Below are 16,834 nucleotides of genomic sequence, written 5' to 3'. Positions count from 1 at the left end.
GGACGTTCCAGGGCGCGTTGCGACCACCACAGGGTCGCGCCCAGGGCAATACACACGGTCACCAGCAACAGGGTGTTGAAATTGGTCAGCCACTTCAGGCGCATAGCCGCGAACTTCCTGCGGAGGGGGGGTGGAGAGGTCGGGGCCTGAAGTTATTGCGATTTTGTGACGGGGTGATGACGGCGGAGGGTTGGCGCCATAAAAAAGTGGCACAGTGCCGGTATTGTTTGCCGGTTGCTGTCTGTAGCTTGTTGGGCTGCGCTGTCACGCAGGGAACTGTCCCCCTGTAGGAGCGGCCTTGCGTCGCGAAAGGGCTGCGCAGCAGCCCCGGCAATTTCGAGGGTGGCTTAGAACCTGGGGCTGCTGCGCAGCCCTTTCGCGACGCAAGGCCGCTCCTACAGGGGTGAGTTAAATCAGTGGGTTATGAGTTTTCCATTAGAGCGGCCCATGCCGGTGGCTACGGCTCGACCCTGACCACGCAGTTGCGCCCGGCATGCTTGGCCCGGTACAGCGCCTCGTCCGCCGCGCTGGCCATGGTCAGCGCATCGAGGCTGTCGTCCAGCTGCACCACCCCGGCGCTGAAGGTGCACTGCAGGTCATGGGGCTGGGCCGGGTAGTGGATCTCGGCGAAGCGCCGGCGGATCTCGTCGAGTACCTTGTGCGCCGCCTCCAGCGCGGTGTTGGGCATGACGATGGCGAACTCCTCGCCGCCGTAGCGGCCAATGAAGTCGGTCTTGCGCAGGCGCTGCTTGAGGAACAGCGCCAGGCTCTTGATCACCCGGTCGCCCATGGGGTGGCCGTGGCGGTCGTTGATCTTCTTGAAGTGGTCGATGTCGAGCATGGCGAAGCTCAGCGGCTGCGTTTCGCGGCGGGCGCGGAAGCTGCAGTCTTCGAGCAGTTGCAGGATGTGGGTATGGTTGTACAGCCCGGTGAGGCTGTCGCGGACCATCCGCGCCTTGAGGTGGCGGGCGCGGGCGGCGCGGTTGCGCACGGTGGTCACCAGGTGCCGCGAGCGGATCGGCTTGGTGAGGAAGTCGTCGCCGCCTTCGCTCATGGCGTCGAGCTGCTTGTCCAGGTCGTCCTCGGCCGACAGGTAGATGATCGGCACGCTGACGTAGCGGTCGTTGTGGCGGATCACCTTGGCCAGCTCCGGGCCGGTGCACTCGGGCATGTACATATCGAGGATGATCAGGTCGGGCTGGAAGTCGGCCAGTTCGCTCATGGTGCGGATCGGCTCGGTCAGTGTGCGGGTGATGATCCCGGCGCTGTTGAGCAGGCGTTCGGTGTGCAGGGCCTGGGCGCGGGAGTCGTCGATCACCAGCACGCGGAACGGGTCGTACTGGGTGGCGCTGGTCAGCAGCTCGAGTTTTTCCAGCAGGCTGGAGGCGTCCAGGGTACCGGTGAGGAACTCCTGGCCGCCGGCGCGCACGGCGGCCAGGCGGGTCGGGGTGTCGGTCTCGTGCAGGCAGAAGAACAGCAGCGGCACCGGCTGCTCCAGCCCCTGCTGGGCCTGGGCCGCCAGTCGCAGGCCTATGCCGGCGCCGGTGAAGTCCACGTCCATGACGATGGCCGACGGCAGGCGCTCGCTCATCGACGCCTGGAACGCCTCGGCGCTGCATAGCGCCTGCACGCTCAGGCCGAAGAATTCCAATTGCTGGGCCAGGCGCTCGGCGCGGTCGTGGTCCTGCAGGACGATGTACACCGGCTTGCGCAGCGGCGGCAGGGGCACGTTGTCGAGCTGGTCGCCCTTGCGCAGTCCGGTGCGTGACAGGCGCTGCATCAGGCGGTTGAGTTCGCTGATCAGTTCGGAGTTGAGCCGCGCGCTGTTGGCCTCGATGGCGCGCAGGGTTTGGCCGATGGCCGTCGACAGGCTGCCGTGCTCGGGTTGCTCGAAGCGTTCGGCGTAGCGCTGCAGGCGCAAGTTGGCCTCGCACAGTTCGCCCAGGTCGCCGCTGGACCACTCGCCACGCTGCAGGCGCTGCCAGATCTCGAGGATCTGCCGGGCCTGGTGGATCACCCGCTGGGCAAAATGCTGCTTGAGGCGTTCGTGGCTCGGCTCGGCTGGCTGGGTCATGTCCTGACTACTTATGAGTGGGAGGGCGCAGGTTCAATGATGGCTCTATGCTAGCACTGCTTTTCCGACAAGCGAGTGCCTGGGGTCAACAAAGTGTTCAGGGACCGTCATTCAGTTGCCGACCCGATGGTCGCTTATACGAATGGCGGCGTCTGCTTTATAGTGCTGGCATGCGGGCTTGTCGTGGCACCCTGGCCGAGGCCTGTGGTCCAAGCCCTGAACCGTTCGTGACTGATTAAGGACAATGCCATGCTGGATTGGAAAAACCGCGAGGCCAAGGCCGAGCCCCGTGAGCGGGTCGAAACCCGCGGCGCCGCCACCCGTAGCTACCTCGGCGGCCTCTGGAGCCGTGCCCTGGGCACCCTGATCGGCCTCTACCTGCTGGTGTGCATCGGCCTGGGCTGGTACTGGAGCCAGGAGCCCGAGCTGTTCCCGGTGCAGCAGAACGCCCAGGCCGCGGCCGAGCGCAATGGCCAGCAGATGGTGGTCGGCTACACCACCGTCGAGACCCTCAAGACCGTCGCCGGCACCCTGCTCGACAAGCCGGGCGGCTACATCTCCAACGACCGCTTCCCGCCAGGGCTGTGGATGGACAACATGCCGAGCTGGGAATACGGCGTGCTGGTCCAGGTGCGCGATCTGTCCCGCGCCCTGCGCAAGGACTTCGCCCGCTCCCAGTCGCAGTCGACCGAGGACGCCGACCTGGCCAAGGCCGAGCCGCGCTTCAACTTCGACAATAAGAGCTGGATCCTGCCGTCTAGCGAGTCGGAGTTCGAAGAGGGCATCAAGTCGCTGAACCGCTACCAGACCCGTCTGGCCAAGGGTGACCAGGGCGCGATCTTCTACACCCGCGCCGACAACCTGAACAACTGGCTGGGCGACGTGGCCACCCGCCTGGGCTCGCTGTCGCAGCGCCTGTCGGCCAGCGTTGGTCGGGTCAAGCTGAACAACACCCTGAAGACCGAGACCGTGGCCCCCGGCCAGGCGCCGCAGGTCGACGAGGAAGTGGTCGAGACCCCGTGGCTGCAGATCGACAACGTGTTCTACGAGGCCCGCGGCCAGGCCTGGGCGCTGTCGCACCTGCTGCGCGCCATCGAGGTCGACTTCGCCGACGTGCTGGCGAAGAAGAACGCCACGGTCAGCGTGCGGCAGATCATCCGCGAGCTTGAAGCCTCGCAGGAAGCGCTGTGGAGCCCGATGGTGCTCAACGGTAGCGGCTTTGGCATGTGGGCCAACCACTCGCTGGTGATGGCCAACTACATCTCCCGGGCCAACGCCGCGGTCATCGACCTGCGCCAACTGCTGTCCCAGGGCTGAGATGCCGGTCAATCCTGCCGAGGTCGCGCACCGCGCGGCCTCCGACGCCGAACTGGTGGCCTGGGTCGACGAGCATGACCAACTGCTCGGCGCCCTGCCACGGGCCGAGCTGCGCGAGCGCGGCCTGATCGGGCGCTGCACCTTCATCCTGCTGTTCAACGGCGCGGGCGAGCTGTGCGTGCACCGGCGCACCCTGAGCAAGGCGCTGTATCCCGGTTACTGGGATGTGGCGGCCGGTGGCATGGTCGGGGTGCAGGAGTCCTACGCCGACTCGGCGGCCCGGGAGCTTGCCGAGGAGCTGGGGGTGAGCGGCGTCGAGTTGCGTTTTCACGAGACGTTCTACTTCGAGCAGCCGGGCAACCGCTTGTGGTGCGCGGTGTATTCGGCGGTGTGGGACGGGCCGCTGCGCTTGCAGCCCGAGGAGGTCATCGAGGCGCGGTTCATCAGCGTCGAGCAGGCCCAGGCGGAAAACGCGCAGCGGCCGTATTGCCCGGATTCGCTGGTGGCGTTGCAGCGGTACCAGGCTGGCCTGATCTGATGGGGGCGCTTTGCACCCCATTCGCGGCACAAGGCCGCTCCTACAGGGATTCGCGATCCCCTGTAGGAGCGGCCTTGTGTCGCGAAAGGGCTGCGCAGCAGCCCCAAGCATCTGAAGGTCGCAAAACTTTCGTAAAATGGCGCAATCCTGTACTTAGCAACAGCCAGATTTATCGTTACACTGCGCGCCCTTTTCGGGCTGTCGCATGACCTTGCGGCAGTAGCGCCGCCCCTGCCAGAGTGGGGCTTCGCGGTCGGCTCCCGCCGACCAGTTTTTTGTCCTCGGCACAGAGGAACAAAAGTGGCCAAGAAAGCTTCTTCCTTCGCCGCCCTTGGCGGTCTCGTATATTCCACCGATGCCGGTCGGCACTGTCCCGACTGCGGCCAGCCGGTGGACGCCTGCATCTGCAAGCAGCAGGTCATCCCCGAAGGTGATGGCATTGCCCGTGTGCGTCGTGAAAGCAAAGGTCGCGGCGGCAAGACCGTGACCACCATCACCGGCGTGCCGCTGCCCCTCGAACAGCTCAAGGAGCTCGCCAGCACGCTCAAGCGTCGCTGCGGCACCGGCGGCGCGCTCAAGGACGGGGTCATCGAGATTCAGGGCGACCACGTCGAACTGTTGCTCGGCGAGCTGATCAAACAGGGCTTCAAGGCGAAGAAATCCGGCGGCTGAGGCCGTCGCGCGACTTTTCGCCCAGCGCTTTCTAAACTCGATGCCGTGGCCAGGGTCTATCCGGGGGCACGGACGATTCGTCATTTTCAGCTTCTACACTGCGCCCGCCACCTGACGGGGCAGTGTCTTGGACTTATCTATAGGGGACTTGAATGTCCGTACGACGCACACGCAAAGACGATGGTAGCCAATGGACCGTGGCCGACAGCCGCAGTGTTTATGGCATCCGCCATTGGGGCGCTGGTTATTTCGCCATCAATGAAGCCGGGCGCGTCGAAGTGCGCCCCAACGGCCCGGACAGCGCGCCGATCGACCTGTTCGAGCAGGTTCAGGAGCTGCGCCAGAGCGGTCTGTCGCTGCCGCTGCTGGTCCGTTTCCCCGACATCCTGCAGGACCGCGTGCGCCAGCTGACCGGCGCCTTTGACGCCAACATTGCGCGCCTGGAGTACCAGAGCCAGTACACCGCGCTGTACCCGATCAAGGTCAACCAGCAGGAAGCGGTGGTCGAGAACATCATCGCCACCCAGAACGTCTCCATTGGCCTGGAAGCCGGCTCCAAGCCCGAGCTGCTGGCGGTGCTGGCGCTGGCGCCGAAGGGCGGCACCATCGTCTGCAACGGCTACAAGGACCGCGAGTTCATCCGTCTGGCGCTGATGGGCCAGAAGCTCGGCCACAACGTGTTCATCGTCATCGAGAAGGAATCCGAGGTCGCCCTGGTGATCGAGGAAGCCGCGGAGCTGAAGGTCAAGCCACAGGTCGGCCTGCGCGTGCGCCTGTCGTCGCTGGCCTCGAGCAAGTGGGCCGACACCGGGGGCGAGAAGTCCAAGTTCGGCCTGTCCGCCGCCCAGCTGATCTCGGTGGTGCAGCGCTTCCGTGACGCAGGCCTCGACCAGGGCATCCGCCTGCTGCACTTCCACATGGGCTCGCAGATCGCCAACCTGGCCGACTACCAGCACGGCTTCAAGGAAGCCATCCGCTACTACGGCGAGCTGCGCGCCCTGGGCCTGCCGGTCGATCACATCGACGTCGGCGGCGGCCTGGGCGTGGACTACGACGGCACCCACTCGCGCAACGCCAGCTCCATCAACTACGACATGGACGACTACGCCGGCGTGGTGGTCGGGATGCTCAAGGAGTTCTGCGACGCGCAGGGCCTGCCGCACCCGCACATCTTCTCCGAGAGCGGCCGCTCGCTGACCGCGCACCACGCCATGCTGGTGATCCAGGTGACCGACGTCGAGAGCCACAACGACGAGATGCCGACCATCGAGAACAAGGAGTCGCTGCCCGAGACCGTGCAGTGGCTGGCCGACCTGCTCGGCCCCACCGACATCGAGATGGTCACCGAGACCTACTGGCGCGCCACCCACTACATGGGCGACGTGGCCGCGCAGTATGCCGACGGCAAGCTGACCCTGGCTGAAAAAGCCCTGGCCGAGCAGTGCTACTTCGCCGTGTGCCGTCGCCTGCACAACTCGCTCAAGGCCCGCCAGCGCTCGCACCGCCAGGTGCTGGACGAGCTGAACGACAAGCTGGCCGACAAGTACATCTGCAACTTCTCGGTGTTCCAGAGCCTGCCGGACACCTGGGCCATCGGCCAGGTGCTGCCGATCATCCCGCTGCACCGCCTGGACGAAGAGCCGCTGCGCCGCGCCGTGCTGCAGGATTTGACCTGCGACTCCGACGGCAAGATCAACCAGTACGTCGACGAGCAGAGCATCGAGACCAGCATGCCGGTGCACGCGGTCAAGGAAGGCGAGGACTACCTGCTGGGCGTGTTCCTGGTGGGCGCGTACCAGGAGATCCTCGGCGACATGCACAACCTGTTCGGTGACACCGATTCGGTGAACATCTACCAGAACGCCGACGGCAGCGTGTACCACGCCGGCATCGAGACCCACGACACCATCGAGGACATGCTGCGCTACGTGCACCTGTCGCCGGAGGAGTTGATGACCCACTACCGCGACAAGGTGGCCAGCGCCCGGATCAGCGCGCGCGAGCGCACGCAGTTCCTTGATGCGTTGCGTCTTGGCTTGACCCGGTCTTCGTACCTGTCTTCGTAATCGCCGGGGCCGCTTTGCGGCCCTTTCGCGACACAAGGCCGCTCCTACAGGCATTGCATATCCCTTGTGGAAATCCCGGTACCTGTGGGAGCGGCCTTGTGTCGCGAAATGAGGGCGAAGCCCTCACCGGAGTCACATCGAGAAATGATCCAGTAGCTGTCCGCCCTGCCACCACGGCTAACTTTGAATGCAACGTTCAAAGGAGCACGACATGGACAGTCCACACTCTCGCCTTTTACGTCGAGGCCGATTTTCCGAGCCAGGGCGTCTCTATTTACTGACAACCACAACCCTCGACCGCAAACCGCTGTTTGCAGACTTCAACCTCGCTCGGATCGTGGTCAATCAGATGCGCTTTTGTGATCAGAAGCATGCTTGTCGCACCTTGGCTTGGGTCCTGATGCCAGACCATGTGCATTGGCTTGTCGAGCTTGGGCACATCCGTCTGAGCACACTGATGTGTACGTTCAAATCTCGTAGCAGCAATGCGCTTTACCGCGCGGGTGTCGAACGGCGGCACATCTGGCAGACCGGTTATCACGACCGGGCCTTACGGCGGGAAGAGGATGTCAAAGCGGTTGCCCGGTACATTGTTGCCAATCCGATTCGTGCAGGGTTGGCCAAGCGTGCCGGCGAGTATTCACATTGGGATTGCGTATGGCTGTAAACCTGCAGGTGAGGGCTTCGCCCTCATTTCGCGACACAAGGCCGCTCCCACAGGTACCGGGATTCCCACATGGATACGCAATGCCTGTCGGAGCGGCCTTGTGTCGCGAAAGGGCCCCAGCTTCACCGAACCCAACGATCCCGCTGCTGCAACCGCCACCCCACCCACCCCAGCGTCCCCGCCCGCAACGCCATGAACCCCAGAAACGCCAACCACAACCCATGATTGCCGAACCCACGCATGGCAAACGCCACGGGCAACGCAATCACCACCGACACCAGCATCGCATTGCGCATCTCCCGCGCCCGCGTGGCGCCGATGAACAGCCCATCGAGCAGATAACTCCACACCGCCACCAACGGCAGCAGCGCCAGATAAGGCAGGTACGGATACGCTGCATCACGCACACTGGCGATATCGGTCTGCAGGTCGATGAACAGATGGCCGCCCAGCAGGAACAGCACCGCAAACCCCAGGCTGACGATCAACGACCATCCGCAGGCCACCACCAGTGCCCGCTTCAGGGCGCCGCGATCACGGGCGCCGATGGCATGCCCGCACAGCGCCTCGACCGCATGGGCCAGGCCATCGAGGGCGTAGGCGGTGAGCATCAGCCCGTTGAGCAGCAGGGCATTGGCCGCCACCGTCGCTTCGCCCAGCCGGGCGCCCTGCACGGTCAGCAGCAGGAACACCAGCTGCAGCGCCAGGCTGCGCAGGAAGATATCGCGGTTCACCGCCAGCAGGGGCCGCCAGGCCTGCCAGCGCTTCAGCGCGGCCCAGGCGATATGCCCGGGGTAGGCGCGCAGCGCCGGGCGGGTGAGGGCCAGGCCGAGCAGTGCGGCGCACCACTCGGCGATCACCGAGGCCCGTGCCGAGCCGACCACGCCCCAGTCCAGGCCGAGCACGAACCACAGGTTCAGGGCGATGTTCAGCAGGTTGGTGGTCAGCAGGATCGCCAACGGCGCCCGGGCGTTCTGCGTGCCGAGGAACCAGCCGACCAGGGCATAGCTGGCCAGCGCCGCCGGCAGGCCGAGCAGGCGAGTGTGGAAGAACGCCTCGGTGGAGGCATGCAGCGCCTCGCTGGGCTGCATCGCGTGCAGTGCCAGCTGGCTGAAGGGCAGGGCGAGCAGGCCGATCAGCAGGGCGAAGGCCAGTGCCAGCAGCAGCCCCTGCACCAGCACCTGACGCAGCGCGGCGCCGTCGGCGCGGCCGGCGGCCTGGGCGGCGAAGCCGGTGGAGCCCATGCGCAGGAAGCCCATCAGCCCGACCATGAAGGTGAACAGCGTGGCGCCCACCGCCACCGCGCCCAACTGGTGGGCGTGGGGCAGGTGGCCGATCACCGTGCTGTCGACCAGCGCCACCAGCGGCACCGAGATGTTGGACAGGATCATCGGCGCGGCCAGGGCCCAGACCTTGTGGTGGGTGGGGCGGTCGCGCCAGGCGATGGACACTGAAGACATGCGAGGTCCTGAGGAACTCGGGGCTGCTGCGCAGCCCTTTCGCGGCACAAGGCCGCTCCTACAGGAAACTGCATGCCCCTGTAGGAGCGGCCTTGTGCCGCGAAAGGCGTGCGCAGCGCGCCCCATTGACGAATGGCCAGCATTCTACCCGCCTGGCAACCAATCGGCGCGAACAGGGTCTCACTTGCCGCGTATCGCCAGGTAAGCCCCGCGACGTTGCGCTATAGTTGCCCCCCTCACGTACACGCTGCCGAAGAGTTCTCTCTCAAATGCTCAACAAAGGATTGTTGCTGGCCTGCGCGCTGGCCCTGCTCAGTGCCTGTGATTCCTCCACCCCGGACAAGCAGCCGGCACCCGCCGATGCCGCCACCGCCGTCGCGCCCGCCGAAACCAAGGCGGCCAAGCGCGAAGACCCGGCGCTGCTCGCCAAGCGTTACGCCGGTCGCGAGCTGACCGTGCTGGACGTCTCGGAAGTCCAGCTCGACGGCGCCAGCACCCTGTCGGTCAGCGTCTCCGCGCCGCTGGACGCCAACCAGGACTTCGCCGCCAAGCTGCACCTGGTCGACACCGTCAAGGGCAAGGTCGACGGCGCCTGGGAACTCTCCGACAACCAGATGGAGCTGCGCCTGCGCCACCTGGAGCCGCAGCGCAAGATGGTCCTGACCATCGACGAGGGCCTGCTCTCGGTCAACGGCAACGCGCTTGAGGCCGAATCGGTCAGTCGCTTCGAGACCCGCGACATGCAGCCCACCGTGGGCTTCGCCAGCCGCGGTTCGTTGCTGCCCACGCGCCTGGCCGAAGGCCTGCCGGTGATCGCCCTGAACGTCGACAAGGTCGATGTCGAGTTCTTCCGTATCAAACCGGACATGCTCTCCAGCTTCCTGGTCAATTGGGGCCGCAACTCAAGCCTGTACTACTACCAGTCCAAGGAAACCCTGGAGATGGCCGAGCTGGTCTACAGCGGCCGCTTCGACCTCAACCCCGCGCGTAACACCCGCGAGACCGTGCTGCTGCCGATCGCCGGGATCAAGCCGCTGCAGGAGCCGGGCGTGTACCTGGCGGTGATGCGCGCCTCGGGTACCTATGACTATTCGCAGCCGGCGACCCTGTTCACCCTGAGCGACATCGGTGTTTCCGCGCACCGCTACCGCGACCGCCTGGACGTGTTCAGCCAGGCCCTGGAAGGCGGCAAGGCGCTCAAGGACGTCACCCTCGAACTGCACGACGACAAGGGCAAGTTGCTGGCCCAGGCCAAGACCGACGGCGACGGCCATGCCCAGCTGCCGATCACCGCCAAGGCCGACACCCTGATCGCCACCCAGGGCGTGCACACCACCCTGCTGCGCCTGAACACCGCTGCCCTGGACCTGGCCGAGTTCGACATCACCGGCCCCCAGGCCAACCCGCTGCAGTTCTTCATCTTCGGCCCGCGTGACCTCTATCGCCCGGGCGAGACCGTGCTGCTCAACGGCCTGCTGCGTGACCAGGACGGCAAGCCGGTCAAGGCCCAGCCGGTGAGCGTGGAAGTGCGCCGCCCGGACGAACAGGTCAGCCGCAAGTTCGTCTGGGAGGCCGACAAGAACGGCCTGTTCCAGTACCAGCTGCAACTGGCCACCGAGGCCCCGACCGGCCGCTGGCAACTGCTGCTGGACCTGGGCGGTGGTCGCAAGCAGGTCTACGAATTCCTCGTCGAGGACTTCCTCCCCGAGCGCCTGGCGCTGGAGCTCAAGGGCAGCAGCACGCCGCTGGCGCCGGATGAGACCGCCACCATCCAGGTCAATGGCCGTTACCTCTACGGCGCGCCGGCCGCCGGCAACCGCCTCAGTGGCCAGGCCTACGTGCGCCCGCTGCGCGAAGCAGTGAAGGCGCTGCCGGGCTACCAGTTCGGCGCGGTCACCGAGACCGACCTGAACCAGGACCTGGAACTGGACGAAGTCACCCTCGACCAGAACGGCAAGGCCCGCATCGATATCGAAAGCCGCTGGGCCGAAGCCCGCTCGCCGCTGCAACTGACCGTGCAGGCCAGCCTGCAGGAGTCCGGCGGCCGGCCGATCACCCGGCGCCTGGAGCAGCCGATCTGGCCTGCCGACCGCCTGCCGGGCCTGCGCGGCCTGTTCGACGGCGAAGAGACCGACGGAGACGGCCCGGTGGAATTCGAGTTCCTGGTGGCCGATCGCAACGGCAAGAAACTCGCCGCCGACAACCTGAAGGTGCGCCTGATCCGCGAGCGCCGCGACTACTACTGGAACTACTCGCAGAGCGACGGCTGGAGCTACAACTACAACGAGAAATTTCTCACCCAGGCTGAGGAAACCCTCAGCGTGAAGGCCGGCTCCACCGCCAAGCTGAACTTCCAGGTGGAGTGGGGCCCGTACCGCGTCGAGGTGGAAGACCCGCAGACCGGCCTGGTCTCCAGCGCGCGCTTCTGGGCCGGCTACCGCGCCCAGGACAACGCCGAGGGTGGCGCCGTGCGACCCGACCAGGTCAAGATCGCCCTGGACAAGCCTGCCTACAAGGAAGGCGGCACCGCCAAGGTCACCGTCACCCCGCCGGCTGCTGGTAGCGGTTACCTGATGATCGAGTCCGCCGATGGCCCGCTGTGGTGGCAGGAGATCGACGTACCCGCCGAGGGCAAGACCTTCGACGTCGAGCTGGACAAGAAGTGGGCGCGCCACGACCTGTACATCAGCGCCCTGGTGATCCGACCGGGCGAGCGCAAGGCCAATGCCACGCCGAAACGCGCCGTGGGCGTGCTGCACCTGCCGCTGGACCGCGCCGAGCGTAAGCTGGCCGTGTCGTTGCAGGCGCCTGAGAAGATGCGGCCCAAGCAGCCGCTGACCGTGAAGTTCAAGGCGGTCAACGCCGACGGCAGCGTGCCGAAGCAGGTGCATGTGCTGCTGTCCGCAGTAGATGTGGGCATCCTCAATATCACCGATTTCAAGACCCCCGACCCGTTCGCCAGTCTGTTCGGCCGCAAGGCCTATGGCGCCGACCAGCTCGACATCTACGGTCAGCTGATCGAGGCCGGCCAGGGCCGCCTGGCCAGCCTCGCCTTCGGTGGTGACGCCGCCATGGCCAAGGGCGGCAAGCGCCCGAACACCACGGTGACCATCGTGGCCCAGCAGAGCCTGCCGGTGACCCTCGACGAGAAAGGCGAAGGCCAGGCCACCGTCGAGATTCCCGACTTCAATGGCGAACTGCGCCTGATGGCACAGGCCTGGACCGAGGAACACTTCGGCATGGCCGAAGGCAAGACCGTGGTTGCCGCGCCGCTGATCGCCGAGCTGTCCGCGCCGCGCTTCCTGGCCGGTGGCGACCGTACCAGCCTGGCGCTGGACCTGGCCAACCTGTCCGGTCGCGCCCAGCAACTGAGCGTGCAACTGACCGCCGAAGGGCAGTTGAGCCTGGTCGGCGGTGCCCAGCAGAACTTCAGCCTGGCCGAAGGCCAGCGCACCACGCTGATGATTCCGGTGCAGGCCCAGGGCGGCCTGGGCCAGGGCAAGGTGCGGGTGCAGGTCAATGGCCTGCAGCTGCCGGGTGAGCCGGCCAACACCTTCGAGCGCGAGTGGACCCTGGGCGTGCGCCCGGCCTACCCGGCGATGCTCAAGCACTACCGCGTGGCCCTCAAGGATCAACCCTGGAGCCTGCCGGAGAGCGACCTGGCCGAGTTCGAACCTGCGGGCCTTGAGGCGAGCCTTGCGCTGTCGAGCCGACCGCCGCTGAACCTGGCCGAGCAGATCCGCGCCCTGGAAGCCTACCCCTACGGCTGCCTGGAGCAGACCACCAGTGGCCTGTACCCGTCGCTGTACGCCGATGCCGACAGCCTCAAGCGCCTGGGCATCAAGGGCGAGCCGGCCGATGTGCGCAAGCGCAAGATCGAGATGGGCATCGAGCACCTGCTGGGCATGCAGCGCTACAACGGCAGCTTCGGCCTGTGGAGCTCGGACAGCGAGGAAGAGTACTGGCTAACCGCTTATGTCACTGACTTCCTGCTGCGTGCTCGTGAGCAAGGTTACGGCGTACCGGCCGAAGTGCTGAAGAAGGCCAGCGAGCGTCTGCTGCGTTATGTGCAGGAGCGCAACCTGATCGAAGTGGATTACAGCCAGAACGCCGACCACACCCGCTTCGCCGTGCAGGCCTACGCCGGCCTGGTGCTGGCGCGCAGCCAGCAGGCGCCGTTGGGCGCCCTGCGCAGCCTGTTCGAGCGCCGCGCCGACGCCCGCTCCGGCCTGCCGCTGGTGCAGCTGGCGGTGGCGCTGGACAAGATGGGCGACAAGCAGCGTTCGCAGCAGGCATTGCAGGCTGGCCTGGCCGTGACCCGCGGCAAGGGCTGGATGGCCGACTACGGCAGCGCCCTGCGTGACCAGGCGCTGATCCTCGCCCTGCTGCAGGAGAACAACCTCGCCGGCAACCAGGTCGACCAGCGCCTGTTCGGCCTGTCCGACGAGCTGGCCGCCAACCGCTGGCTGTCCACCCAGGAACGCAATGCGCTGTTCCTCGCCGGCCGTGGCCTGCTGGGCAAGCCGGAGGGTAACTGGAAGGCCCGCCTGGTCAGCGCCGGTGAAGTGCGTGAGTTCGACAACAACGACTCGGGCATGAAACTCGAAGGCCCGCTGCTGGCCTCGCCGCTGACCCTTCAGAACCAGAGTGGCGACACCCTGTACCAGCAGCTGACCCTGTCTGGCTATCCGCGCCAGGCCCCGGCCGCCAGCGGCAACGGCATGGAGATCCGCCGCGAGTACCTGGGCATGAACGGCCAGGCGCTGGATGTGCGTAACCTGCGCAGCGGCGACCTGGTGCTGGTGCACCTGGCGCTCAAGGCCCAGGACCAGGTGCCGGACGCCTTGGTGGTCGACCTGCTGCCGGCGGGCCTGGAACTGGAAAACCAGAACCTGGCACAGAGCGCCGCCAGCCTGGACAACGCCAGCAGTGCAGTGAAGCAGTGGCGCGAGTCGATGCAGAACGCCAGCGTGGTGCACCAGGAGTACCGTGACGACCGCTACGTGGCCGCGCTCAAGCTAGACAGCTACGGCACCACCCACCTGCTGTACCTGGCCCGCGCGGTGACCCCGGGCAGCTACCGCATCCCGCCGCCGCAGGTGGAGTCGATGTACCGGCCGAACCTGCAGGCAATTGGCGATAGCCAGGGTGAGATGGTGGTGCGCGCCCGCTGAGTTCACGCGCCCCCTGTAGGAGCGGCCTTGTGCCGCGAAGCGGCCCCAGGATCTCGGCATCAATGCCAGTACCGCCGGGGCTGCTACGCAGCCCTTTCGCGGCACAAGGCCGCTCCTACACCGGGCTGCGCAGGGCGTTCAATGGACGACCCAACTCAACACCCACAACCCCAGCAACGCCCAGATGATCCCGAGGATGATCGACGCCCGCATGAACGCGCGCACCGCCGAGTACAGCAGCATCAGGCCAACGACGAGCGCCAGGATGCTGACCAGCGAGGTGTCCATGCCCAACGTGCGCGCCAGGCCATCGATGAAATTGCCACCGGCGTTGGCCAGCAGGTTGAACAACCCGCTCAGGCCGTCGACGATGAAACGGATCACCGAACCCAGTACCTGGCCCAGCCACTCGAAAAAACCTTCTACATGCATAGTCGCTTCCTGATCAACGAATCGGCGATTCCCAGCCTTTGGCCATCATCTGGCCCGGTCGGTTCCCGATGCCAAGCTTAGCGCGCCCGCGTCTGCTCAAGCTGCTGCGGCGTGTCGCCATCACCCTGCTGGCGACCATGGCCCTGCTGTGGTTGGCCGACCGCATCTGGCCGTTGCCCATGCCGGGCGATGACCTGGCGCGGGTGGTGCTGGCTGAGGACGGCGCGCCGTTGTGGCGTTTCGCCGACGCCGACGGCGTGTGGCGCTACCCGATCGGCCCGGACGAGGTCTCGCCGCTGTACCTCGAAGCCTTGCTCGCCTACGAGGACCGCTGGTTCTATCACCACCCGGGGGTCAACCCCATGGCCCTGGCCCGGGCGGCCTGGCTCAACCTGCGCGGTGGGCGGGTGGTGTCCGGCGGCAGCACCCTGTCGATGCAGGTGGCGCGCCTGCTCGACCCGCACGACCGCACCCTGGCCGGCAAGCTGCGCCAGCTTTGGCGCACGGCGCAGCTGGAGTGGCACCTGTCCAAGGCCGAGATCCTCCAGCTGTACCTCAACCGGGCGCCGTTCGGCGGCACCTTGCAGGGTGTTGCCGCGGCCAGCTGGGCCTACCTGGGCAAGTCGCCGAAGCACCTGACCCCCGCCGAGGCCGCGCTGCTCGCCGTCCTGCCACAAGCGCCGAGCCGCCTGCGTCCGGACCGTCATCCCGAGCGTGCCCAGCGCGCCCGGGACAAGGTGCTGCAGCGCCTGGCCGAGTACCAGGTGTGGCCGGCCCAGCGCATCGACGAGGCCCGCGAAGAGCCGCTGCTGCTGGCGCCGCGCCAGGAGCCGGCACTGGCGCCCTTGCTGGCCCGGCGCCTGAACACGCCGGACAGCCCGCCGCTGATCCGCACCACTATCGACGCCGCCCTGCAACGACGCCTCGAAGACCTGCTGATGGGCTGGCGCGCGCGCCTGCCCGAACGCACCTCGGTGGCGCTGCTGGTGGTGGAGACCCAGAGCATGGCGGTGCGCGCCTATCTCGGCTCCATCGACCTCAGCGACGAGCGCCGCTTCGGCCATGTGGACATGATCCACGCCCTGCGCTCGCCCGGCTCGACTCTCAAGCCGTTCCTTTATGCCATGGCCATGGACGACGGCCTGATCCACTCCGAATCGCTGCTGCAGGATGTGCCCCGGCGTTATGGCGACTACCGCCCCGGCAACTTCTCCATGGGCTTCAGCGGTCCGGTGTCGGCCAGCTCGGCGCTGGCGCTGTCGCTCAACCTGCCGGCGGTGCAGTTGCTCGAGGCCTACGGCCCGAAACGTTTCGCCGCGCAAATGCGCATGGGTGGCATGCCGCTGGTGCTGCCGCCACTGGCCGAGCCGAACCTGTCGCTGATCCTCGGTGGTGCGGGCAGCCGCCTGGAGGACTTGGTCGGTGGCTATGCCGCGTTCGGCCGAGGCGGCAACAGCGCGAAGATTCGCCTGCAACCCCAGGACCCGCTGGTGGAGCGCCGCCTGCTATCGCCCGGCTCGGCCTGGATCACCCGGCGCATCCTCAGCGGCCTGGCCCGGCCGGACCGCGACCCCCATGCCGAACTGGTGCAGCGCCCGCAACTGGCGTGGAAGACCGGCACCAGCTACGGCTTTCGCGATGCCTGGTCGGTGGGCGTGGGCCCGCGCTACCTGATCGGCGTGTGGATCGGCCGCCCCGACGGCACCCCCGTGCCGGGCCAGTTTGGCCTGGCCTCGGCGGCGCCGTTGATGCTGCAGGTGCACGACCTGTTGAGCAATCGCGACAGCCAGCGCGGCATCGAGGTGCCGGTCGAGCCGGTGCCGGCGTCGGTGGGCGTGGCGGCGATCTGTTGGCCGTTGGGCCAGCCGATGAACCGCCAGGACCCAAACTGCCGCCGCCAGCGTTTTGCCTGGACCCTGGACGGCACCACGCCGCCGACCTTGCTGGCGGCCGATCAGCCCCTGGGGCTGGGCTTGCGCGAGACGGCGTGGCTCAATGACCAGGGGCAGCGTGTCGATGCCGGTTGCCCCAGGGCCAAGGCCCACGATATCGCCTTGTGGCCGGCCCCGCTGGAACCTTGGCTGCCCCGGGCCGAGCGCCGTGCGGCGCGGCTGCCCGCAGTGGATCCGGCCTGCCCGCCACAACTGGTGGCCAGCGCGCCGCCGCTGTCGATCGTCGGCGTGCGCGCCGGCGACAACCTGCGCCGCCCGGCCACCAGCCACGAGCCGTTGCAGCTGCGGGTGTCGGCCCTGGGCGGCGCGGGGCGGCGCTGGTGGTTCCTCAATGGTCAGCCGCTGGGCGAGACCCAGGGGCAGGACAGCCTGCCGGTGCGATTCGAACAGGCGGGCAGCATCGAGTTGAGTGCGCTGGATGAAAGTGGCGAGACGGCGCGGGTGGCGTTTCAGGTCAGCGAGTGAGTCGAACTCGCACCCTC

The 16,834-nt window shown here is 66.8% G+C and carries 10 protein-coding genes; 7 read left to right on the top strand and 3 right to left on the bottom strand.

The annotated features are described in order from the left end of the window. Positions 1-457: 457 nt before the first annotated feature. Entirely contained in the window at positions 458-2,074 is a 1,617-nt protein-coding gene (locus V0R62_RS21865) for a diguanylate cyclase (RefSeq protein ID WP_330105201.1), read from the bottom strand. A 249-nt stretch (positions 2,075-2,323) separates the two neighbouring features. On the opposite strand from V0R62_RS21865, the gene V0R62_RS21860 reads away from it, so the two are divergent. The 5 genes from V0R62_RS21860 to V0R62_RS21840 all read left to right on the top strand — a co-directional run bounded on the left by V0R62_RS21860 (position 2,324) and on the right by V0R62_RS21840 (position 7,334). Continuing rightward, on the top strand, positions 2,324-3,391 hold the full coding sequence (locus tag V0R62_RS21860; protein ID WP_330105200.1) for a DUF2333 family protein: 1,068 nt from the start codon (positions 2,324-2,326) through the stop codon (positions 3,389-3,391). 1 nt (position 3,392) lies between these two features. Then, the gene (locus tag V0R62_RS21855) at positions 3,393-3,929 is read left to right on the top strand and encodes an NUDIX hydrolase (RefSeq protein WP_330105199.1); all 537 of its coding nucleotides are present in this window, start codon (positions 3,393-3,395) and stop codon (positions 3,927-3,929) included. 300 nt (positions 3,930-4,229) lie between these two features. Next, positions 4,230-4,601 carry a translation initiation factor Sui1 gene (locus tag V0R62_RS21850; protein WP_050703605.1) on the top strand — a complete coding sequence of 124 codons (372 nt, stop codon included), beginning with the start codon at positions 4,230-4,232 and terminating at the stop codon, positions 4,599-4,601. Positions 4,602-4,753: 152 nt separating this feature from the next. Beyond that, positions 4,754-6,667, top strand: a complete 1,914-nt coding sequence (gene speA / locus V0R62_RS21845; protein ID WP_050703606.1) for an arginine decarboxylase — start codon at positions 4,754-4,756, stop codon at positions 6,665-6,667. Positions 6,668-6,878: 211 nt separating this feature from the next. Beyond that, the gene (locus tag V0R62_RS21840; RefSeq protein ID WP_330105198.1) at positions 6,879-7,334 is read left to right on the top strand and encodes an REP-associated tyrosine transposase; all 456 of its coding nucleotides are present in this window, start codon (positions 6,879-6,881) and stop codon (positions 7,332-7,334) included. 122 nt (positions 7,335-7,456) lie between these two features. Here the strand turns inward: V0R62_RS21840 and V0R62_RS21835 are convergent, their stop codons facing one another. Continuing rightward, entirely contained in the window at positions 7,457-8,794 is a 1,338-nt protein-coding gene (locus tag V0R62_RS21835) for an MATE family efflux transporter (RefSeq protein WP_330105197.1), read from the bottom strand. Between the two features lie 269 nt (positions 8,795-9,063). Here V0R62_RS21835 and V0R62_RS21830 point away from each other — a divergent pair, with 269 nt between their 5' ends. Then, complete coding sequence (locus V0R62_RS21830) at positions 9,064-13,968, top strand: alpha-2-macroglobulin (protein WP_330105196.1); 4,905 nt, start codon at positions 9,064-9,066, stop codon at positions 13,966-13,968. Between the two features lie 138 nt (positions 13,969-14,106). Here V0R62_RS21830 and V0R62_RS21825 read toward each other — a convergent pair whose 3' ends face one another. Next, positions 14,107-14,400 carry a hypothetical protein gene (locus V0R62_RS21825; RefSeq protein WP_050703608.1) on the bottom strand — a complete coding sequence of 98 codons (294 nt, stop codon included), beginning with the start codon at positions 14,398-14,400 and terminating at the stop codon, positions 14,107-14,109. A gap of 68 nt (positions 14,401-14,468) precedes the next feature. Between V0R62_RS21825 and pbpC the strand changes: the two genes are divergently transcribed. Next, positions 14,469-16,817, top strand: a complete 2,349-nt coding sequence (gene pbpC / locus V0R62_RS21820) for a peptidoglycan glycosyltransferase PbpC (RefSeq protein ID WP_330105195.1) — start codon at positions 14,469-14,471, stop codon at positions 16,815-16,817. The last annotated feature ends 17 nt before the right edge of the window (positions 16,818-16,834 follow it).

Source organism: Pseudomonas carassii, assembly GCF_036324045.1.
GTDB classification, from domain to species: domain Bacteria; phylum Pseudomonadota; class Gammaproteobacteria; order Pseudomonadales; family Pseudomonadaceae; genus Aquipseudomonas; species Aquipseudomonas peradeniyensis.
The sequence above is the reverse complement of the archived record's forward strand: the minus strand, read 5'-3'. Positions and strand labels throughout refer to the sequence as shown.